We start from the raw sequence: 21,992 nt of genomic DNA, 5'->3' as shown, positions 1-21,992 counted from the left end.
CGGGGTCCGGAGAGGAGCGGGGACGGAGGGGCCGGGCCGCGGTGCGGATGCCCGCCGGGCCCGGGCCGGGCACACGGGTGCCCGCCTCGGCGGTTCTGCGGTGGAAGAGGCGCGGTGCCGGGGCGCGGTCGGCATCCGGGCCCCTTCCTCCCGGGAGGACAAGGGAACGTCCGATGATTCACCGTTCCGAGGGCGGTGACGGCGTTGGTTCGTCAGTCGAGCACTGCCCGCTCGGAGTCGCGGAGGTACTGGTCGAGCAGCGCGGCGGCACCGTCGAGATCACCGGCGCGCAGGGTGTCGGCGATGGCCTCGTGCCGGTTGAGGAAGCCGAGGTGGAAGACCTGGGTGTCCTTCATGAGCGCGTAGGCGAGCCGGTGCTCGGCGAGGACACCGTCCATGATCTCGTTCAGGCGTTCGCTGCCCGCCAGGGCGACCAGGGTCTGGTGGAAGCGGATGCTGGCCGAGGCCACCAGTTCCCACTGCCCCTCCCCGGCCGCGCGCTTGCCCTCCTCGATCGCTTCGGCGAGCTGCCGCAGGAGTACCGGGGTCAGCGTCTCGACCTGGCGCAGCGCCGCACACTCGATCACTCTGCGGACCCGGTAGAGGTCACGCAGCTCCGCGCGGGTCGGTTCCCGGACGAAGACGCCGCGGCTGAGTTCGTGCACGAGGAGGCGGTCCCGGACCAGCAGCCGGAACGCCTCGCGCAGGCTGCTGCGCGAGACCCCGTACCTGGCGCGGAAGTGCTCCTCGGACAGCCGCTGGCCCGGCCGGAGCGTACCCGCCCTGATCTCCGCACGGAGCAGATCGGCGACCCGCATGGCGGCACCGCCGTTGACCTCGCTCATGGACACCCCTTCCCCGGACGCCGGCCGTCCGGTCGCGTCCCATGGTTCCTCACCCGTCTCATCGTACCCAAGGAACGTCCGACGATCCATGAGAAGATTGTCAGACGATCCATGGATCGGACGGAGTCGCCCCCCTGACCGGCCGCCCTCTGGCACGGTGCCGTCGTGCGCGGGGTGCCGGGAGGTCCGGACAGGTGCGGGGCGGGCAGCGGGCACGGTGTCCCGCGGACCGGCCCGTGGCGGACGGCTCTCCCCGTCCAGGTGCGGTACCTGGCTCACGGGCCCGTGGCCGGGCCGCGGGAGGTGCCCCGGACGACATAGCTTCCGGGCATCCTGACCAGGGCGGCCGGGTCGCCGGTGTACTCGATGTCCACGCCGTAGACCGCGCGGGCCGCGTCGATGCCGACGTATCCGTTGACGACGTCGTCGAGGACCTTCTCGGGGGCGCGGTCGGCAGGGTTCCCGTAGCCGCCTCCGCCCGGGAAGGACAGCCGGACAGTGGTTCCGGGCGCCAGCCGCACCAGTCGCTTGGCCGGCAGCGGCCGGCCGGTGGCGTCGTCGACGAACTCGCCCCGGGTGCCCTCGGCACCTCCCCGGGCCCCGGGGGCCGGGTGGGTGAGGCGGTCGATGTTGGCGTTGACCGACCAGGCGTTCACGCCGAGCCGGCGGACCCGCAGGATCTGCCCGAGGCCGCCGCGGAACTCCCCCGCACCGCCGGAGTCCTGCCGCAGCTCGCGCTGGACCTGCACCAGCGAGGTGAGTGTCTCGAGGACCTCGGTCGGCGCGGCGCGCACACCGGTGGGGAAACTGGTGGTGTTCAGGCCGTCCTTGGCCGGGCGTGCCCCCGCGCCGCCGGCGGCGAAGGCGGTCAGTGTGAAGGGGAACGGCTCGCCGAGCTCGGCGCTGCGCCACACCGTCATCCACAGGGCGTCGGCGCTGCTGGCCTGGAGCCCGCCGGGGACGGCGGGGCGCAGGGCTTCGAAGAGCAGACTGGGCAGGAAGTGCCCGACCAGGTGGCGGGAGGCGACGGGGGCGGGGTCCACGCAGTTGAGCACGGATCCCGCCGGCGCCCTGACGGTGACCGGCCGGAACGATCCCGCGTTGTGCGGCACTTCCGGGGCGAAGGCGGCCTTGACGGCGAAGGAGGTGTAGGCGCGGGTGTAGTTGAGCACCACGTTGACGCCGTTGCGCGACTGCGGCGAGGAGCCGTCGTAGTCGATGTCGATGGCGTCACCGCGGATGGTCACCCGTGCCTTGAGGTGGATGGCCTCCCCGTCGAAGCCGTCGGAGGTCGCCTCGGCGCAGTACACACCGTCCTGGAGTTCACTCAGGGCCGTGCGCAGCGCCGCCTCCGAACGGCGCATGATCTCGTCGGCCACCGGGTCGATGGTGTGCAGGCCGAATTCGTCCATCATCGCCAGCAGGCTGCGGGCGCCCACCTCGTTCGCGGCGACCTGGGCATAGATGTCGCCCAGGGTCTCGTCAGGGGTGCGGACGTTGGCGCGGATGATCTGTTCGAGGGTCTCGTCCGGGCCGGCGGCCGAGCGCAGCCGCATGACCGGCAGGCGCAGGCCCTCCTCGAAGACCTCCGTCGCGGCCGCGGACAGGATCCTGCCGCCGATGTCGGGCGAGTGGCAGCAACTGGCGAACCAGGCCACGAGGGTGCCGCCCCGGTAGACGGGGGTGGCCACGGTGATGTCGTTGATCTGTCCGGCGGTGAGCCAGGGATCGTTGGTGATCAGTACGTCGCCCTCGGCGAGGGTGTCCTGGGGGAAGGCGGCCACGATGTGCTCCATGCCGGTGGCCATCGCGTTGATGTGACCGGGGGTGCCTCCGGAGGACTGGCCGATCATCCGCCCGGCCGAGTCGAACACGGCGCACGCGAGGTCGAGCGACTCGCGGACGACGGGACTGAACGCGACGCGGATGAGTGCCACCTGCTGTTCGTTGAGCAGGGAGTGCATGCGGTTGGCGACGAGGCCGACGACGATGGGGTCGACCGCGGTGTCCTCGGGGACGGTGGGTGACGCGGCTGCTGGGGTCGATGCGCTCACTGAAACTGCTCCCGGTCGAACTCGACGACGATGCTGGTGTCCTCGGCCACGGTGCACCGGTCTCCCGGGCCGACGACGAGGGTGGACTCGCGTTCCTCGATCAGTGCCGGACCCGTGAGGACGGTGCCGGCCTGCAGGTGGTACCGGCTGTAGACCGGAGTGGCGACGTAGCCGCCCGCGGCGGGGAAGTACGCCCGGCGGTGTCCCTTGAGGGCCTCACCGGTGCGGCCGGCCCCGGTCAGGCGAAGTGTCGCGTCAGGGCCGGGGCCGCGTACGACGGCCCGCCAGCTGATGATCTCGGGGGCGACCCCGCGGGGGACGGCGGTGCCGAAGCGCTGGAGGTAGAGCCGGGTGAAGTTGGTGGCCACGGCGTTGTGCCAGTTCTCGTCGGCGGCGGGTGCCGGCACCTCCAGCTCGTTGCCCTGGCCGATGAAGCGCATCTCCAGGGTGCGCTCGCAGACGATGTCGCCGCGCGGGATGCCCGACTCCTCCAAGATCCTGACGCCTTCGGAGGCCATCTCCTCGTACAGCGTCACGACGTCGGCGAGGGTGATCCCGGCGAGCGGGTAGTGGCGCGAGCGGACGATGTCGATGGACATCGGCGCGGAGAGGAATCCCAGCGTGCTCAGGACGCCGGCGGCGGGCGGGGAGACGAGGCGAGGGGCGCCCAGGGCCCTGGCCACGCCCGGGCCGTGCAGGGGTCCGTTGCCGCCGGAGACGAACAGCGGCAGTCGGGCGGGGTCCTGGCCGCGTTCGATGGCGTGCACGCGCGCCGCGCTGGCCATGGCCTCGTTCGCGGTGGTGTGGATGCCCCAGGCGGCCTCGGGGACGCTCAGGCCGAGCGGGCCGGCGATCTGCTCGTCGATCGCGGCGGCCGCCGCCGGGACGTCCAGGACGAGGTCCCCGCCGCTGAAGGAGGCGGGATCGAGGTAGCCCAGGACGAAGTCCGCGTCGGTCACCGTGCAGCCGGTGCCGCCGCGTCCGAAGGCGACCGGGCCCGGTTCGGAGCCGGCCGAGTCGGGACCGACCGTGACGAGGCCGAGGCTGCTGATCCGGGCGATCGAGCCACCGCCGGTCCCGATCTCGATCATGTCGATGACGGGGGCCCGCACCGGCAGTCCCGAGCCTGCCAGCATGCGGTACATGCGGTCGACCTCGAAGGTGTGGGTGACCAGGGGGCGGTGGTTCTCGATGACGCACAGCTTCGCCGTCGTACCGCCCATGTCGAAGGCCATCTGGTGGGGGCGGCCGGCGACGCGGCCGAACGCCACCGCGCCCAGGGCCCCTCCGGCGGGGCCCGACTCGAGCATGCGGATGGGGAATCTGGCGGCGACGTCCACGGTGGCGACGCCGCCGTTGGACAGCATGATGAGCGGGTCCCGTGCGATGCCCATCCTGCGCAGCCGGCTGCGCAGGTCGGCCAGGTAGGTCTCGACGAGGTCCTGCACGTAGACGTTGGCCAGGGTGGTCGTCGCGCGTTCGTACTCGCGGATCTCGGGGTTGACCTCGCTGGACAGTGCCACCCGCACCGTGGGGGCGACGTCGCGGAAGATGTCGGCGACGCGCTGCTCGTGCGCGGGGTTGACGTGGCTGTGCAGCAGGCAGACCCCGACGGCCTCGATGCCGACCGACCGCAGTTCCGTGGCGAGGCGGCGGACGACGGCCTCGTCCAGCGGCCGTTCGACCGCTCCGGTGGCCAGCGTGCGTTCCGGTATCCCGAACCGCAGGTACCGCGGGACCAGTGGCCTGGGCAGGTCGAGGTTGAGGTCGTAGAGCTCGTAGCGGTGTTCGCGGGCCATCTCGACCACGTCGCGGAAGCCTTCGGTGGTGAGCAGCGCGGTGCGGGCGCCGCGGCGCTCGATGAGGGCGTTGGTGACCAGTGTGGTGCCGTGCACGACCGTTGAGACGGCGTCGACGGGGAGGGCGTTGGCCACGAGCGTCTCCCCCAGCAGCCGTTCCACGCCCGCGGCCGGCTCGGCGTGCGTCGTGAGGGTCTTGCCGACGGCGACGATGCCGGTGTCGTCCATGATCGCCATGTCGGTGAAGGTGCCGCCGATGTCCACGCCTACGCGTAGCTGTCCGGAATGCGTCATCAGTACTTCCATTCGTGGCTGGCGGACCGGTGCGCCGCCGCTCCTCGGTCGCGGGGCCGTGCTGTTCAAGTCGCGGGGCCGCGCTGCGCAAAGGGGGCGTGCCGTCCCGGGCGCGGCGCCCGGGCGCCGGGCCTTGTCCGGCACCGGCGCGGACGAGGCCTGCGCGATGACATCGAACGATAGTCAATCGTCCGACGATTTAGCAATAGATCGTCGGACGAAAAAGGCCTCCCTGCCGCCGACGCGGCGTACCGGGTCGCGAACATGCCGCGTGCGGGCGCCCGCACCGAGGGGCGCGCACGGACCGGGCGCGGCGCTTCACGCGACGGTCCGTACGAGGGCTCCCGGCGGCCGGCCCGCGGCCGTGACCGTGCGGCACAGCCCCCGGACGCAGCCCTGGAGCGCATGTCACCGAGGCGCCGGCTACGCACACCCCCCCCCCTTCCGGGAGGGCGTGCACGGGGAGCACCCTCGGCACCCCCACGGCAGTACCGGAAGGGGCCCGTCGTGTCCGATACGGCCGCTCCGCACTCGACACGAGAGTAATCGCCGGACGACCAAAGAGAATCATCCGGCAAACGATTGTTAATCGTCAGACGTTCCTCTACTGTTCCACGGCATGACGCCGCCCGAGGGCGACCGGCCGCTGCCGGGCCCCGAGCACGGCGGCCCCTTACCCCCCTGAGGTGACATCCCCATGGACCGTCTGAGCACAGCCCACGTCCGCGCCGCGGCCGAGCGAACGGGAGCACGTCTCCTGCGGGCCCCGCCGCCCGGCTCGACGGCGCGACCGGCGCCGCAGGCCGCGGCCGGGACGTCGCGGCCGTGGCCCGGCCGCTCGGCACGGCCGCCGCGGCTCCCCTGCCGGTCGGGCCCCGGAGACGCGGTCGGGCCCCGCCCGCGGCGGGGCGGGGGCATCGCCCGTGATCCTGGCCGGGAGGACCGCGAGGCGCTGGTCCATGACGCGGCCGCCGAGCGCGACCCGGCCTTCGCACCCGCCCCCGACGGCGTGCGCACGCATGCCGTCCGGCCCGCCACCGGCGCGTACGGCCGCCGCGGCGGCGCCGGGAGGCCCGCTGTACCGTTCGAAGCCGGCACGCGGGAAGCCGCACCCCGGGACGGGGTCCCGGGCGTGACTTCATGGGCGGCCGCCAGAAGCGATCCGCGGAAGAACCGGCGGGCGGAGCACCGGCCGGAAGCCGCTTCACCGGTCCGCCGTGAACGGACCCGCAGGGCGGCACCACCGGTTCCGGGCGGCCTTCCCCTACGGGTACGACCCAGTCCCGCACCGGGATCTCAGGAACGGTCACGGTTTCCGCAGTCGGACGACGGCCCTTCGGGCGGCAGTCATCTCACCACGCTGATCCCCCATCTCTAGGAGCGAACATGAACCAGCCCGTTTCCGCGTCCGGCGCGGACGCCGTCCCCCGTCCCGACGGGGGCGGCCGGCCGTCGGCACCGGCCGAACTCGACCGCTCGACGGTCGTGAGGACGGCCCGGGCGAGTTTCAGCGGCACGGTCATCGAGTGGTACGACTACTTCCTCTACGGCGCCGCCGCAGCCGCCGTGTTCCCGCACGTCTTCTTCAACGGCATGGGGCCGACCGGAGCCCTTCTCGCCTCCCTGGCGACCTTTGGCGCCGCCTTTGTCATGCGCCCCCTGGGCGGCATCGTCTTCGGTCACCTCGGGGACAAGGTGGGCCGCAAGACGGCCCTCGTGTCCACCTTGATGATCATGGGTGTCGGCACGTTCCTGATAGCCCTGCTGCCGACAGCGGACCAAATCGGTGTGCTGGCACCGGCCCTGCTGGTCGTTCTTCGCATGGCACAGGGCATCGGCATGGGCGGGGAATGGGGCGGTGCCGCGATCCTCATCATGGAGAACTCCCCCAGGGACAAACGGGGATTCTACTGTTCGGCCGCGCAGCTGGGCATTCCGGCCGGCCAGCTGCTCTCCTCCGGGATGCTCGCGGGCTTCTCGCTGCTGCCCGAGGACCAGTTCCTCTCATGGGGATGGCGCGTCCCCTTCGCGTTCTCGGGTTTGCTGGTACTGATCGGCCTGTGGATCCGCACCAGGATCGAGGAGCCCAAGGAGTTCCAGAAGCTGCGGGAAGACGCCCCGGAGCGTCCCAAGCTGCCGCTCGCCGACCTCTTCCAGAACGCCAAGAAGCCGACGCTGCTGCTGATGTTCGCCTCCGGCGCGTCCACCATCGTCTACACCTGTTTCACGGTCTTCGTCGTCAACTACGCCCGTGACACCCTCGGCCTTCCCAACTCCTACGCCCTCACCGGCATCCTGAGTTCTGCCGCGGCGCTGCTGGTCCTCATGCCCGTCTACGCCTGGCTGTCCGACCGGTACGGCCGCAAGGTCGTCTACCTGACGGCCACCGCGGCCATGGGCGTCCTCGCCTTCCCCTCCTTCATGCTGCTGGACACCCGCCATCCCGCCCTGGTCGTGCTCGGTATCGCGCTGCCGCTCGTACTCGGCTACGGGCCGACCGGGGCCATCAACGGCGTCATGTACTCCGAGCAGTTCCCGGCCCGGTACCGCTACACCGGGACATCGGTCTCCTACCAGTTCGCCTGCATGATCGCCGGAGCGCCGGCCGCCTTGATCATGGCGTCGCTGATGACGACCACCAACACCAGCGACTCGGTGGCCTGGTACCTGATCGGCGCCGCGGTGGTCTCCTTCCTCTGCGTGCTCGCCCTGAAGGAGACCAGCCGCACCGAACTCGCCGTCGCCTGAGCACGGGAAGCCGCCCGGCCCGGACGGAACGGGGCGGCCGTCCGCACATCACGGCGTGAGGGCCGGCCCCGGGCGCGGCGGCCTCGCGGGGCCGGCCCCCGCACCGGCCATGCCGCCCGTGTGCCGCGCGTGCACCGCCACGGCAGCGGGTGCGGGCGGCGAGCGGGCCGCGCCCACCGTCGCGCCCGGGGGGCCTGCCGGAACACCTGAGGTTCCGGCAGTGCCACCGCGGGGGCGCGGGGGATTCCCGTCCGGGCCCGGACGGTGCTACGCGGGCGCATCAGGCGACGGGCGGCGGCGCAGGCCGAGGAGCACGGCCGCGGTCGCCCCGGCGCAGACCAGGGCGGTGGCCAGGGCGATGGTGACCAGGGTGCGGGGCCACCGGGCGGGGTCGTCACCGGGCTGGTGGACGCGTACGGCGGCGGCGCAGGCGGCGATGCCGAGGCTGATCCCGAACTGGCGTGCCGCGTTGACCGCGCTGGAGGAGACGCCCGTCCGGGACGGGGCCACACCGTCCATGGCGGCGGCCGGCAGCACGGGGGAGATGATCCCGGAGCCGACACCGGTGAGGACCAGCGCGGCCAGGATGCTCTGCCATCCGGGTGCCAGCGCGGGCAGCGCGAGGCCGAGGCATCCGGAACCGCAGATCACCAGACCGGCGGTGAAGGGGACGCGCCGGTCCAGCCGGCCGAGGCGGGCACCGGACAGCGCGGAGGTGAGGAAGAAGGCCACCGGTTGCGCGGAGAGGACCAGCGCGATGGCCGCGGGGGCCAGGCCGTGTGCGTCCTGGAGCCAGAAGGAGACGGCCGGGAGCGTGCCGAAGGCGGCGAAGTAGTACGCGGCGGCGACCACGGCCGTCGTGCGGAAGACGGGGTTGCCGACCAGCGCAGGGCCGATGAGCGCCCGGTCCGGGTGGCGGCGTTCGTGGACGGCGAACACGGTGCCCAGGCACGCGCACGCCACGAGAACCGCCGTCGCGCTCATGTGGGGGCCGTGCTCGGCGAACACGAGGGTGGCGGCGACGAGTCCGCCGACGGCAGCCCCGAGCAGGACCATTCCGGTGGCGTTCAGCGGGGAGCGCCCGCCCGGCCGGTCGCGGGGCAGGAACACCGCGGTGAGCACCGCGGCGGCGAGCGCGAGGGGGACGGCGGCGGCGAAGACGGCGCGCCAGCCGAGGGCGGAGAGCAGCCCGCCGGAGACGTTGCCGACGGCGGCGGCCAGTCCGGACACGGCCCCCCAGATGGCAAAGGCACGGTGTCTGGCCCGGCCGCTGTAGGAGGCGTCGAGCAGCGGCAGGGTGGTGGCGAACAGCGCGGCGGCGGCGGTCCCCTGCACCAGCCGGGCGAGGACGAGCACGAGGACGCCGGGGGCCGAGGCGCAGGCGAGCGAGGCGGCGGCGAACGCGACGAGGCTCCACAGGAGGAGGGAACGCCTGCCGATCCTGTCGCTGAGGGTGCCCAGCGGGACGAGGAGCGCGGCCAGGGCGATGGTGTAGATGTCGATGACCCACTGCAGGGCGCCGAAGCCGGTGCGGAGATCGGCGGCGATCACCGGCATCGCGACGGTCACGACCGTGGCGTACGCCAGCAGGAGGAAGGTCGCCGTGCAGGAGATGACCAGCGGCATCTGCCGTTTCACGCGCCCCTCGGGCGGCGCCGGTGCCGGGCCGTGCGCGAGGGCGGGGTCTCCTTCCCGGCCGACGAAGGTCTCGCGGCCGGCGTGACGTGCCCCGCGGACCGGCCCGGGGGCCGGGGCCTCCCGGTGCTCTCCGGCGGCGACGGCAGCGCCGTGGTCGGCGGGGCGGACCGCGTCGCGGTAGCGGGCGGCCGGACACGGGTCGTGCGGCACACGGGGAGACATGGGGTCCGGACCTCTTCCAGGGGCGGTCGGCGCGGGCCGCCGGGAAGCGGTCCGCACCGATCGTCGCGCCGGGGGCCCGGACCGGGTGTGGAGCGGAGGACCGGTTCATGTGGAGCGAGCGGCGCGGGCCCGTCGCCCACGGCCGGCGGGCCCGCGCCGGGGTCCGCCCCGGCCGCCCGGAAGGAGCGGCGGTGTCCGGTGCGGGCGCCCCGGTGGCGGGAGGCCCGCCCGGCGCGCCACGTGTTCCGGACGACGACGCGGGCGGTGAGGTCTTCGCCGCGGCGGGCGGCGGGGCGCCCGCCGAGGGAAGAGCCGCGTCCCGCCCGGCCGCGGTCCGTGCCGCCGGACCCCTTCCCCTGTCCGCGCGGTGATCCGGACGGAGCGGTCAGCTGTGCCCGCGCCGGTACGCGGCGGGGGTCGTCCCGAGGCGTCGGCGGAAGGCGTAGACGAAGTTGCCGGCCGACGCGTATCCCACTTCGTGTCCGATGCGCTCGACCGTCCAGTCCGTCTCCAGTAGCAGTTCGGCGGCGCGTTCGAGGCAGCGGCGGCGGTGGTGCTCGAACGGTGTCACGCCGAACAGCGCCTTGAAACCGCGGGCCAGGCGCTTCGGGCTCATCGACAGCTCACCGGCGACCTCGGCGAGGGCGGGCGGGTCGTGGCGCTCCCGCCACAGGATCAGCGGGACACGGCGCAGGGCCTCCGCCTCGTGATCGTCCAGCCCGCCGTGGTGCTCGCGCGCCGACGCCGCGTCGACGAGCAGTGCCAGGGCCGCCATCACCCGCGACTCCATCAGCAGGATCCCGCCGGGGCTCTCGGCACGCGATCCGAAGATGTCCGCCAGCGGGCCCGGCAGGCCGTGGAGCCGTGCCCCGCGCCCGAGGTAGAGGTCGGCGCCCCCGGACGAGTCCAGCCGTTCCAGCGCCGACGCGAACGCCCCGGTGCCGACGCTCCCCAGGTACGGCGAGAGCGCGTCACGGGACCCGGTCAGCGAGAGACCGCGATAGGGCCGGCCCGCGGGGTGCGTGATCATTCCCCTGGTGGGCCGCGGAGGCGTCAGTGACGACGAGAACCGGCCCAGGTCCGCCCCTCCCGCCTCGTCCTCGGCTATGCGCAGCCGGCCGTCGAGGCAGACCTCCAGCTCGAAGCGGTCCCCGGGGAAGTGATAGCCGACCCGGTGATCGGCGGTGAAGCCCACGTCGTACCGGATCACCCGCAACGATCCCCGCAGCCGCGTCACCTCGATCGATCCCCGGCCGACCTCGGGACGGAGCGTGTACGTCGTGATGTGCGGGGTGGTCCGGCTCCGGCTGCGGGTCGCTATCGCCGAGTAGTAGCGCGCGTACTGACGCTCCTGCTCGGCCGAGCCGGTCCCGCCGGACAGGAAGTGAGCACTCGACACGGAAGCAAGCCTAAGGGCTGTCCCGCAGCCCTACCTGCCCTGGTCTTGACGGCCTCGTCCGCGCGGGCTCTCCGATGCGCCGGGGGCCGCCTCCGTTCCCGGCGGCCGCGACGCACGCCCCGCCCGCCGGCGGACGGCCCCGCGCTGCGGGTGCCCGGCCGGCACCGGGCACCCGTGGCACGGTGGCGTTCGGCCTCCGTGCCACGGCTCCCCGGCCGGGACGGGCGGCCGCCCCGATGGCCGATCCGCGGGACGTCAGGTCCGGGCGGGCGGCGGGGCGGGCGGCCGGGGGCGGTCCCAGGCGGTCAATCCGGCCGAGCGGGCTCGCGCCCCGCCGGGCCGGCCGTCATGGCAGTGGCCCGGGTGCGACGGCGTCGGCCGGCCTCTCCACGGTGGCCGCGCCGTCCGGCACGGGCGGAGCGGTCGGAACGGCCCACGCGTCACCGGGGGCAGGCCCCTCTGCCGGGAGCGGCAGGCCGGCCGGCAGGGGGCAGAAGGCAAAGGGATCATCCATGGGTCACCACTACCTCACACTCCGCCAACACGGGTGAAACATCCTCGCGGCCGGCATCGGTGCGGCCGGTGAATCACTCCTTCCACCCCCATTGAATGCATATGCCCGAGGCATGTCCTGTCGGAGGGCGGGGCGACGGCGCCGGGCCGGTGAGCGGGACCGGAGCCCGGCACCGGCCGGCGGAGCGTCCCCGGCCCCGGTGGGCACGCGGGGCCGGCCGGGAAGGCGCGGGGCCGGCCGGGAAGGCGCGGCGCCGCGCCGCGTCCTCCCGCCCCGCCGCTTCACGGCCCCGGTCACCCTTGTCACCACACCACGACCTGGCGTACCGGCGCGGTCCCGGTTCTCAGCGCCTCGATGCCTTCGTTGATCCGGGCGAACGGGATGCGCGCACCGACCATTGCCTCGAGGTCGAGCAGGCCGGCCCGCCACAGCCGCAGGAGCCGGCCGAACTCGTACCGGACATCGGCGGAGCCGGACAGTGAGCCGATCAGCTTCTTCTCGTGGCGGAACAGTTCGTAGGCGTTGAAGGTGACCAGGGCGTCGGTCCGGCCCGAGCCGACGACCACGGCCTGCCCTCCTCTGCGCACCGCGTCCCAGGCCGTCCGCACGGTCCGTGGCGAACCGACGACGTCGAAGGCGTGGTCGACGCCCAGTTCGTGTTCACGCCCGGCCAGTTGTTCCGGGGTGAGCGCTTCCGTGGCGCCGAACCCGTACGCCAGTTCCCGCTTGTCCTTCGAGGGGTCGACGGCGATGACCCGCCCGGCCCCGGCGATCCGGGCGCCCTGGAGCACCGCCGCGCCCACTCCTCCGCAGCCGATCACGAGAACGCTCTCCCCGGGCCGCACCCGGGCGGTGTTGAGGACCGCGCCGACCCCGCTCACCACGCCGCAGGACAGCACCGCCGCGAGGTCGAAGGGAACGTCGCCGACCGGAATCGCGGCGGCGGCCGGCACCGTCAGCTCCCGCGCGAAGGTGCCGAGCCCGACGTAGCCGCGCAGCGGCTGTCCTCCCACCCGCAGCCGGGGCGGTTCCTGCGCGTACGTTTCGCACAGGTGCGGGGTGCCGCGCAGACAGACGGGGCAGGTGCCGCACGGCGGGACGAAGGTGAGGACCACGTGGTCGCCGGGTTTGCGGTCGGCCACACCGGAGCCGACCCGGGTCACCACTCCCGCGCCCTCGTGGCCGGGGACGAGCGGGGCCTGCGCGGGCAGTGCGCCGGTCATGGCGGACAGGTCGCTGCGGCAGATTCCGGCGGCCTCGACACGGACCCGGACGTCCGTGGGGCCGGGCTCGACGGGGAGCACGTCGTCCCGCAGGTCCAGGCGTCCGTCGCCGACGCGGTGCAGAACGGCCGCTTTCACGAGAGGTCCTCCTGTCCCGGTGCCCGGATGACGGCTTCGTGCAGCAGGTCACCGACCTGGCGGGCCACTTCGCGGGTCTGCGCGGGGTTGAGACGGGGGTCGCAGGCCGTGCGGTAGCGCTGCGGGAGGCGGTCCGGGGTCACCGGCGGGGTGCCCCCGACGCACTCGGTCACGTCGTCCCCCGTCAGCTCCAGGTGGACACCGCCGGGATGGGTGCCGAGGGCCCGGTGCACCGAGAAGTAGCCGTCCAGCTCCGCCATGACGTGCTCGAGGTCGCGGGTCTTGTATCCGTTCGCCGACACGTGGGTGTTCGCGTGCATGGGGTCGCACTGCCACACGACGGTGCGCCGGGCCTCGGTCAGCTTCGCGATCAGCGGAGGCAGGCACTCGGTGACCTTGTCGTGCCCCATCCGGCAGATGAAGGTCAGCCGTCCCGGCACCCCGGCCGGATCGAGTGTCCGCGCGTATCGCAGAACCTCGTCGGGTGTCGCCCGGGGACCGAGCTTCACCGCGACCGGGTTGTCGACCGCCGCCGCGAACGCGAGGTGCGCACCGTACCGCTGCCGGGTCCGCTCCCCGATCCACAGCGAGTGCGCCGACAGCGAGTACGGGCGGGCGGCGTTGCCCTCCGGTCCCCAGCGCACCAGCGGGGCCTCGTAGTCGAGGAGCAGTGCTTCATGGCTGACGAAGAGGTCCGGGGCGAAGGAGTGGGTTCCCAGCCAATTCAGGGTCGCGGAGGCCTGGGCGTACGCGGCGAGCATCCGCGCGGCGTCGGGGAGGCGGGAACGGGCGTCCGGTGCGAGGCCGTTGACCGCATCTCCCCGATAGCTCGGCAGACCCTGGCCGTCGAGCTGCGCCGACCTCGGTTTCGCGTACTGGCCGGCGAGGCGTGCGAGGACCGTCACCGGGAGACCGGTGGCCCGCCGCAGGGTCTGTGCCGTGCGGTGCAGCGCGGACACGTTCGCTCCCACGTGCGCGGGCGTGTTGTCGGCGAAGGTCTCGGCGCAGTCACCGCCCTGGAGCACGAACGCGCGGCCTTCGGCCACGTCGGCCAGCCGGCGACGCAGTCGTTCGATCTCCGCCACCGTGACCAGGCCCGGGGCGTGGCCCAGAAGCTGGCGTACCGCTCGGGTCAGCAGGGGTTCGGGCCACACCGGTTGCTGGGCCGCCGGCAGGGCGAGGGCGGGTGCCAGGTAGTCGTGCAGCAGTTGGTCCTGGGCGGTGATCACCGGTGCGGGCACGGCTGGGCACCTCCCGGCTCCGGGGCGGGGGTGCGCCGTCGCAGCAGCGGCACGAGCCGTTGTGCCACATCGGTCAGCGCCCTCTCGTACGAAGAGGGGAGGAGGTCGGGAGTGGCGAGGCGGAGCGCGAAGTGGCGTGCTCCGGCGTCGGCGTAGCGCAGCAGTTGTCCGGCGACCTGTTCGGGCGTGCCGCCGAACACTCCCTGGGTTCGGCGGATCGATGCGAGGTCCTGCCGGTAGTAGCCGCGGACGAAGCGCTCTAGATCCGCTTCCGCCGCGGGCCTGTCCTTTCCGAGTGCGACGGTGACGTACATCGCCGGTGTGACGGAACCCTCCGGCCGGCCGGCCCTGCTTCTGCTGGACTCGACCGCGCGCCAGCCCTCCGCGTACGACTGGGCGCCGGTGGCCGTGGGGAACCAGCCGTCGGCGAGAGAGCCCACACGGCGCAGCGCCGGAGCGGCGGCGCCGGCCAGCCACAACGGTGGACCGCCCTTGGTGTGGGGCGCCACTTCCATGGCCACATCCCGCAGTCGGACGTGTGTGCCTTCGTAGTTCACGGGCTCCCCGTGGGACTGCCACAGGAGGCGGCACGCTTCGATGAGTTCAACGGACCGCTGCACCCGGCCCTGATAGGGCACGCCGAGCGCGGCGAACTCCGCTTCGCACGCGGCGGAGGTGAACCCGACCCCCAGACCCAGCAGGAGGCGGCCTCCGGCCAGTTGGTCGAGGCAGGCGGTCGCGTGGGCGAGGCGTACCGGCTGGTGCTGGACACCGAGCACCACGGCGGTGCCCAGTGCGATCCGTTCCGTGCGGGCCGCCGCCGCTGCCAGGAGCAGCAGGGGGTCGAAGCGGCAGCGCGCCAGGGGCGACTCCCCCGCCCACACCGAGTCGTACCCCATGCCTTCGGCGCGCGCCGCCAGGGCGGCGATGCGACGCGGGTAGCCGCCCCCGGTGACCACGGCCTCACGGCCGGGCAGCACCACACCGATCCTCGGTCCGTCGTTCTCGGTCACACCCGTCCTCCTGCTCGTTCGTCGGGTTGCCCGGGCGTTGTCAGGCATATGCCTCGATCTCCACCAGCAGGTCCGAGCGGCAGACGTCCACGTTCAGGAACACGACCCGGGTGCCGGTGCCGAACCGGCCCGCGCAGAGCGCCTCGACCCGTGCCACGTCCGCGGCGTGCTTCACGTAGACCTTCACGAGCTTGAGGTCCCTGAGGGTGTAGCCGCGGGTGCCACCGTGCGCGCGGAGGTTCTCACCGCCGATCAGGAGCCGGATGTTTCCCAGTGTCGTCTCGCACTGAGCCGCCACGTCCCCGTGCCCGACCGTCTCCGAGCCGATGATGCTGGCGGTGCCGGAGACGAACAGGCGGGGTGTGCCCGCGTCGTCCAGGAGCGTGGCCCGCGCGAACTTCGGCGGCTTGATGCCGTACCGGTCCGGGTACTCGTAGGCGGGCACCTGCTGCGGGTTCTCGATGTGCACCGGCAGTCCGCCGCGGCAGGCGAGGGCGTAGATCCCGATGCCCCGGCCGTGCGCGCCGATGCCGGTGGCCGCCGGGACCGGCGCGTCCGGGCCGAGTTCCTCGAAGGCCCTCGCCCGGCCGACGCAGAAGTCGCGGTAGATCTCGGTGCCCTCGCTGTTGTCGTCGTTGATCCCGCCGATGAAGTTCCACATCCGGAACACGCGCGGGTAGCGGAGCCTGCCGGTCAGTTCGAAGACCGCCCGGTAGATGGCCTCGGTCGACTCGTGGTAGGTGGGCGACGCGGGGATGTGGGCCGCGCAGAACAGCCGTTCCCCGTCGTGGGCGTACACCAGGTTCCCCACCCGTCCGCTTCTGACGGCTCCTCCCGCGCTCCATGTCTCGGAGAACTGCCACCCGCTGTCCGATACGGGCAGGGAGAGGCGGGGTATCCCGTCGAAGCGCAGTCCGCTGTCCAGCTCCGTGCCGTGGGTGACGAAACCGAGCACTCCCTGCGCGCCCTCCGCCGGTTCCCGGTCGGCGAACACCGCCGTCAGGGGCCTGTCAGCCGACACGGTGTTCGACCCCCGAAGTGACCGTCCCCGGGTCGGTGCGGATGAAGGTGAACCGGTCCCCCTTCGGGGACGGGTAGAGGTCCCAGTGGGTCATCTCCCCGGCGATGACTCCGGTCTGGGAGGCCACGCAGTCGGAACCGAGCGTGTAGGCGGCGTCGTACCGTTCGATGGGAGCGACGTTTCCGCCGACGCTCACGCGGATGGTCCCCTTGATGTGTCCCGCGCCGTCGAACTCCTCGAATCCGGCGTAGCTGAGGGGAGTCCGGCCCGATGCGGTGGTCAGCCATCCGTCGGCGGCGAAGTGGTAGCGGCCCTTCAGGGTGCCGAGGCCGCATGTCCGGGGTGTCTGGGCGGGCATCGCGGCGGCGAGTGTGGTGCCGCCGGCCGCGCATACCAGCAGGGCCGCGCCGCATGCCGCGACAAGGCGGCGCCTGCGCCGGGGGGAGAGGTCGGTGAGCATGAAGCCCTCCTGGGTGTCGTGGTCCTCTGTCCTCCGCCGGCGCGCCCGGGCAGGCCGGCGGAGACGGCCGGGGCCTGGCGGCGGACAGCCACCGCCGCGCTCCCTCCGGCCTTCTCGTCCTCTCCAGTAGGGCGCAGCGGTCCGGTCGGTGAAAGGTCCGGACGGGTGGCACGGCGTGCACGCGTTGAACACCGGTCGGATACCGCCATCCGCCGCTTCCCGCACGTCTCCACGGAGCGGACGACGCTTCGGACCCGCGCCGACGTGCGGTGGCGCCGATTCCCCGGGGGGGCGCCGGCTGCCGCGGCGGGAGCGGCATGCAGTGCCGCTCGGCCCGCGCCTGCGAGGTCACCGGACCGGCGTGCGCCGTGAATGCCGCAGAAAGCGGCCCGCGCCTCAGGAGTGTGGGTGTCGCGAATCAGGCCGCGCTCCCGCACGAAGGCGTCACCCGCTGTCCACAGCACATGCATCATCCGGCAACTCCGCCGTCATGAGAAGTCAGCGGTCGGAATGCCCTGTGCGTCGACGAGGGCGTGGTGTCCGGCGGGAACGACGCGGCGACATCCACGAAGTGTTCCTCGGGCGCGCCACCCGCCTCATCACCCACCGGCACGTCCAACGCCTTGCTGGGACCTCCGGGGCCGGGAGGAGCCGATCGCCTTCGGCCGGTCGGCACCCGTCAGGACCGGGCGGGGGCCGCCGGGGAGCCGAAGCCCGTTCGCACCGCGCCGGGCGGAGCCGCCGTGTCGGAGCGCGTCCGCACGATGCCGATGGGCCCGGGCCCCGTCCGGCGGGGGACCGGCGAGTACCGGGCGATGCGCTGAAGGCGCCGCCGGGTGTCTTCCGGATCGCTCGCGGAGGCCGGGCTCACCCGCCCGCCGGGCCCCGGCGACCGGGATCGGCCGTTGGCCGGACGGCCCCCGGCGCTCCCCGCCGGTCGGCGGTCGGTCCGGGGGCCGGGGGCGGGGCGTCGGCGTGTCTCAGGAGGCGGTCGCCTCCCCGCCGACGCCGTGGTGCTGTGCCTGTTTCGTGTGCTGGTTGTGGAGGGTGAGGACCCGCTTGATCCCGGCGAAGTCACCGGCGGCGAAGGCGTCGATGATCTCGTGGTGCTCCTCGACGGCGTGGGCGCTGGGGGTGTCGCTGCCGCTGAGTGCCGCGGCCATGAGGCCGGGTGTACCGAGTCGCCGGTAGATCCGGCGCAGGCTCGGGTTCCCCGCGAGTCCGATCAGGTACTCGTGGAACTCCTCGATCGCGGTGAGGTAGCCGTCGGTGTCCGTGATCCGTCCGTGGGCGACGTGTTTGCCCGCCCGGTCCGCGATCTCCCGCCACTGCCGGACCGCTGCCGGGTCCAGGGGACCCGGCAGGCCGGCCGCGACGCCGATCTCCAGGGCGAGGCGGCCGTCGAACGCGTCGACGGAGGCACGGGCCAGGGGGACCAGGACGTGTCCGCGTTCGGGGTCGCGGCCGATGAGCCCCTCCCCCACCAGCCGGGTCACCGCGTAGTGGGCCGCGGCCACCGGGGTGTCCAGCAGTGGGGCGAGGTCCTCGGCGCGCAGGCCGGTGTCCGGCGGCAGCCGCCGGCTGACGACGAGGTCCCGCAGCCGTTCGTGGGCGACGGTGTGCCGGGCGGGTTCGAACCGGCCGAAGCCGCCCCGGAAGTAGGCGAGCGGGGATCCCTCCCGTGCCCGCGCGCCCAGTACCCGGGCCAGGAAGACCCGGTGGGTGCCGCCGACGATGTCCTCCACCACCTCGCACTCCAGGACCGCGAGCGCGTCCGTGAGGACCGGCATTCCCCGGGCGCCGCGCTCATGGGCGACGCCGGCGAACTTGTCGGCGCGGGGGCCGGCGAACTGGGAGGCGAGGTGCTCCTGGTTCTCGCCGAGCACGTTGACGCAGAACACTCCCGCGCGGTGGAGGGCCGCGTGGGTCGGCGCCTTGGTGTGCGCGCAGACCAGCAGCATCGGCGGGTCGAGGGAGAGGGAGGAGACGGCGCTCACGGTCATTCCGTGGTCGGTGTCCCCCTCCCGGGTGGTGATGACGGCCACGCCGCTGGCGAAGTGTCCGATGACGTGCCGGAACAGCGTCTGGTCCAGGGGAGCCTGCTCCATGGGCGCCTGCTCCGAAGGCGCCTGGTCCACGGGCCGATTCACCGCTGTGCCCAGGGGCCGCGGACCCAGCCGTCGAGGTCGTAGTCGGCCATGCACTCCTCGGCGAAGGCGTCGAGGCGGTCGGCGAGTCCGCCGCGCCGGGCCGCGTTCAGGGCGTCGATCCTGACCTGGTCGGCGTTGCCGGAGTAGACCCGCTCGTACAGGTCGTGGCGTCCTCCGAAGCCCGTGCCGATGGTGTCCCAGACCAGCTTGAAGAGTTTGATGCGGCTCTCGGCCGAGGAGTCCGAGCCGCGGTAGTAGCGGTCGATGAGCGGGCGGAGTTCGGGGTTGGCGAGGTCGCGGTGGCTGGAGGGCACCACCAGCGGGGCGCCCCCGAGGTGCGTTTCGAAGAGTTCCCGGACGCGTTCCCATGCCTGGGAGGTGAACATGCGCAGGGAGCCCGCGTGTTCGATGCGGGGGACGACGCTTCCCCCGGGGCCGGGCTGGGTGTCCGTCGCCATGACCGTGGAGAGGGCCCAGGCGGTGTTGCGCAGGGTGAGCACCTCGCCGATGGCCGCCTGCACCCCGCGGAACCCGTCGGTGCCGTTCGACTTGGCGGCCCGCGCGAACAGCCCGGCCATCAGGTCGAGTTTGACGGCGAAGCGGGTGCCCGCCTGGAGGTGCGAGCGGTTGATGAACCCCGAGCGGGGGAAGAAGGAGTTGGCCCTCTCCACGTCCCGGTAGATCAGCACGTTCTCCCAGGGGATGAGTGCTTCCTGGAAGACGAGGACCGCGTCGTTCTCGTCGAAGCGCGAGGAGAGCGGGTGGTCGAACGGGCTGGTGGCGGCGGCTTCGTAGGAGCTGCGGCTGAGCAGGACGCAGCCGGGGGTGTCCATGGGGGCGATGAACGCCAGGGCGAAGTCCTCGGCCTTGCCCGGTTCGAGCCCGACCGCGCTGTTCTGTGCGACGAACGTGGCGTGGGTCAGTGCCGAGCCGGTCGCCAGCATCTTGGCGCCGCTGACGACGATGCCCCGGTCGTTCTCCCTGACGACGTGCACGAACACGTCGCCCACCTCGTGGACCGGACGGCTGCGGTCGACCGGCGGGTTGACGAGGACGTGGTTGAGGAACAGTGCCTGGGAGGCGTAACGGCGGTACCAGGCGCGGGCGTTGTCCGCGTAGGGGGCGTACAGCTCGGGGTCGCTGGACAGGCTCGCCATGAAGGCGGCCTTGTAGTCGGGCGTGCGGCCCATGAAGCCGTAGCTGAGCCGGGACCACGCGGCGATGGCGTCCCGTGCCCCCAGCAGTTCGTCGGCCGTGCGGGACGGCGCGAAGAACCGGTGGGTGGTGATGCCCTGGTCGTCCTCGAAGGTCAGGGCGTCACGTGTCACGGGATCGTGGAGGGCGTCGTAGAGGCGGGCCACGGAGCGCGCGCTGTTGCGGAACGCCGGGTGTTCGGTGACGTCCTCGACCTTCTCGCCGTCGATGTAGACGGTGCGGCCGTCGCGCAGGCTTTCCAGGTAGGACTGTCCGTCGAGGAGTTGGTTCGTCATGGGTCACGTCCAGAGGGGGTCGGGGGCGGGGGCGGGTGCCGGGGGTCAGGTGCCGGGGACCGTGACGGGCGGGGTGAAGGGGACCGGGGTGGGGCCGAGCGCGTCCACGTCGATCTCGATCACGCTCGGTCCGCGGACGGCGAGGCTCTCGTCGAGGGCGCGGGCGAAGTCCTGGGCGCGGGTGACCCGTTGGAAGGGCAGCCGGTAGGCGGCGGCCAGGGCCGCGAAGTCGGGCGTGGTCAGGTCCACTCCGCTGCGCCGGCCGCGGTGGGCCTCCTGCATGTTGCGGAGCACGCCGTAGCCCCCGTCGTTGAAGACGCACAGCACCAGCCAGGGCCGTTCCTGGGCGAGCGTGCCGAGTTCACCGAGGTGGACACTGAGTCCGCCGTCGCCTGCGATGACCAGGGTGGGTGTGCGGGGCCGGGCGAGGGCGCCGCCGATCCCCATGGACAGGCCCTGGCCGATGCCGCCGCCCAGCGGGAAGAGGTTGGTCGAGGGGTCGTAGATCTCCAGCAGCCGGTTGCCCCACTGGCTGGAGGCGATGGTCACGTCGCGGGCGATCACCGACGCCCGGTCCAGGCGGCTCCTGAGCGCGTCGCAGACCAGTGCGTACGGGCCGATCGCGGCCCGCAGGTCGGTGCGGGCCCGGGCGGCGAGGTCCGCGCCGCGCTGCCTCCATCCCGGCTCGGCGCCGCTGTCCGGGAGCAGTTCCAGCAGAGCGGTGAGGGCTGGGTGGGCCGCGGCGACGATCCCCGCGTCGGCGGGGACGACCCGGCCGATCGCGGGTGCCGAGATGTCGATCTGGACGTGGCGGCCGGGCGAGGGGAGGGTGTAGTCGGCGGTCTCGTTGGAGCGGAAGTGGGTTCCCACGCTCAGCAGGAGGTCCGCGTCCGCCAGCAGTTCCCGGCCGGCGGGCGACGCGGCGAAGTTGCCCACCACCAGCGGATGGTCCTCCGGCAGGGTGCCGCGGCCCGCGTTGCTGGACAGTACGGGGGCCCCGAGCCGTTCGGCGAGGGCGAGCAGGGGGCGGCCGGCGCGGCGGGCGCCGCCGCCGGCCCAGATCACCGGCCGGCGGGCCGCCGCCAGCAGTTCGGCCGCGGCGGCGAGCTGTCCGGGGTCCGGGGCGGGCGGGTGGCCGGCCGGGACGGCCGGGCCGTCGAGCCGGTGGCGGGCGTACTGGAGGTCGATCGGCCACTCGACGCTGACCGGGCCGCACGGGGGTGTGCGGGCGTGCGCGATCGCGTCGCGGAGCAGGGCGCCCGCGTCCGCGCCCGGCCGTACCGTCGCGGTGTGGGCGGAGACCGCGCGCAGCAGTCCGGTCTGGTCGCGGGTCTCGTGGATGACTCCGCGGCCGAGTCCGAGGTACCGGCTGTCGATCTGGCCCGTCACGTGCAGGACCGGTGCTCCGCCCGACTGGGCCTCGATCAGGGAGCCGGCCGCGTTGCCGCAGCCCGTTCCGGTGCTGGTCAGCGCGACGCCCAGGCCGCCGCTCACCCGGGCGTACGCGTCGGCCGCGTTCACCGCCGCGGCCTCGTGCCGCACCGGGACGAACCTCAGTGCGCCGCTGACCGCTTCGACGAGCGGGAGGTTGTGCACGCTCACCACGCCGAAGACCACTTCGGCGCCCTGTTCGCGCAGTACGGTCACCAGCAGTTCACCGCCGTCGCCCTGGGGCATGGGAGGCTCCGTTCTAGGTCTCGGTTCCGGGGGATGGGGCGCCGCCGCGGGGGCGGGCGGCGGGGC

Annotated in this window: 14 protein-coding genes; 1 reads left to right on the top strand and 13 read right to left on the bottom strand. The window is 73.3% G+C overall.

The genetic code is table 11. The features are described 5' to 3' along the window. Nucleotides 1-212 precede the first annotated feature (212 nt). The 3 genes from GTY84_RS12495 to GTY84_RS12485 form a co-directional block, all read right to left on the bottom strand. Nucleotides 213-845 (bottom strand): GntR family transcriptional regulator, encoded by a 633-nt coding sequence (locus GTY84_RS12495; RefSeq protein WP_161226260.1) that lies wholly within the window; start codon nucleotides 843-845, stop codon nucleotides 213-215. A 275-nt stretch (nucleotides 846-1,120) separates the two neighbouring features. Next, the gene (locus GTY84_RS12490; protein WP_345943417.1) at nucleotides 1,121-2,899 is read right to left on the bottom strand and encodes a hydantoinase B/oxoprolinase family protein; all 1,779 of its coding nucleotides are present in this window, start codon (nucleotides 2,897-2,899) and stop codon (nucleotides 1,121-1,123) included. Then, nucleotides 2,896-4,992: a hydantoinase/oxoprolinase family protein gene (locus tag GTY84_RS12485; protein ID WP_161226259.1), complete on the bottom strand. Its 2,097-nt coding sequence runs from the start codon at nucleotides 4,990-4,992 to the stop codon at nucleotides 2,896-2,898. The genes GTY84_RS12490 and GTY84_RS12485 overlap by 4 nt, the downstream gene beginning before the upstream one ends. A 1,386-nt stretch (nucleotides 4,993-6,378) precedes the next feature. On the opposite strand from GTY84_RS12485, the gene GTY84_RS12480 reads away from it, so the two are divergent. Next, a complete protein-coding gene (locus GTY84_RS12480; protein ID WP_161226258.1) occupies nucleotides 6,379-7,740 on the top strand; it encodes an MFS transporter in 1,362 nt (453 codons plus the stop codon). 267 nt (nucleotides 7,741-8,007) lie between these two features. On the opposite strand, the gene GTY84_RS12475 is transcribed toward GTY84_RS12480, so the two are convergent. From GTY84_RS12475 to GTY84_RS12430, 10 genes are all read right to left on the bottom strand, one after another. After that, nucleotides 8,008-9,600: an MFS transporter gene (locus GTY84_RS12475; RefSeq protein ID WP_161226257.1), complete on the bottom strand. Its 1,593-nt coding sequence runs from the start codon at nucleotides 9,598-9,600 to the stop codon at nucleotides 8,008-8,010. Between the two features lie 385 nt (nucleotides 9,601-9,985). Next, on the bottom strand, nucleotides 9,986-10,999 hold the full coding sequence (locus GTY84_RS12470; protein ID WP_161226256.1) for a helix-turn-helix transcriptional regulator: 1,014 nt from the start codon (nucleotides 10,997-10,999) through the stop codon (nucleotides 9,986-9,988). Nucleotides 11,000-11,815: 816 nt separating this feature from the next. Further along, nucleotides 11,816-12,874 carry a Zn-dependent alcohol dehydrogenase gene (locus GTY84_RS12465; protein WP_161226255.1) on the bottom strand — a complete coding sequence of 353 codons (1,059 nt, stop codon included), beginning with the start codon at nucleotides 12,872-12,874 and terminating at the stop codon, nucleotides 11,816-11,818. Beyond that, a complete protein-coding gene (locus tag GTY84_RS12460) occupies nucleotides 12,871-14,115 on the bottom strand; it encodes a 3-deoxy-7-phosphoheptulonate synthase (RefSeq protein ID WP_161226254.1) in 1,245 nt (414 codons plus the stop codon). The genes GTY84_RS12465 and GTY84_RS12460 overlap by 4 nt, the downstream gene beginning before the upstream one ends. Further along, complete coding sequence (locus GTY84_RS12455; RefSeq protein ID WP_161226253.1) at nucleotides 14,100-15,128, bottom strand: LLM class flavin-dependent oxidoreductase; 1,029 nt, start codon at nucleotides 15,126-15,128, stop codon at nucleotides 14,100-14,102. The genes GTY84_RS12460 and GTY84_RS12455 overlap by 16 nt, the downstream gene beginning before the upstream one ends. Before the next feature lie 40 nt (nucleotides 15,129-15,168). Next, on the bottom strand, nucleotides 15,169-16,149 hold the full coding sequence (locus GTY84_RS12450; RefSeq protein ID WP_202550907.1) for an FkbO/Hyg5 family chorismatase: 981 nt from the start codon (nucleotides 16,147-16,149) through the stop codon (nucleotides 15,169-15,171). Further along, on the bottom strand, nucleotides 16,139-16,609 hold the full coding sequence (locus tag GTY84_RS12445; RefSeq protein ID WP_161226252.1) for a hypothetical protein: 471 nt from the start codon (nucleotides 16,607-16,609) through the stop codon (nucleotides 16,139-16,141). Before GTY84_RS12445 ends, GTY84_RS12450 begins: the two co-directional genes overlap by 11 nt. Nucleotides 16,610-17,589: 980 nt before the next feature. Then, entirely contained in the window at nucleotides 17,590-18,747 is a 1,158-nt protein-coding gene (locus tag GTY84_RS12440; protein ID WP_161226251.1) for a flavin reductase, read from the bottom strand. Between the two features lie 8 nt (nucleotides 18,748-18,755). Then, nucleotides 18,756-20,249 carry a 4-hydroxyphenylacetate 3-hydroxylase N-terminal domain-containing protein gene (locus tag GTY84_RS12435; protein ID WP_161226250.1) on the bottom strand — a complete coding sequence of 498 codons (1,494 nt, stop codon included), beginning with the start codon at nucleotides 20,247-20,249 and terminating at the stop codon, nucleotides 18,756-18,758. A gap of 45 nt (nucleotides 20,250-20,294) precedes the next feature. Continuing rightward, on the bottom strand, nucleotides 20,295-21,926 hold the full coding sequence (locus GTY84_RS12430) for a thiamine pyrophosphate-binding protein (protein WP_161226249.1): 1,632 nt from the start codon (nucleotides 21,924-21,926) through the stop codon (nucleotides 20,295-20,297). Nucleotides 21,927-21,992: the final 66 nt, after the last annotated feature.

This window comes from Streptomyces sp. SID8352, assembly GCF_009862265.1.
Classification (GTDB): Bacteria; Actinomycetota; Actinomycetes; order Streptomycetales; family Streptomycetaceae; genus Streptomyces.
Note: the sequence above shows the minus strand (reverse complement) of the source record. Positions and strands in the feature narration are given on the sequence as shown.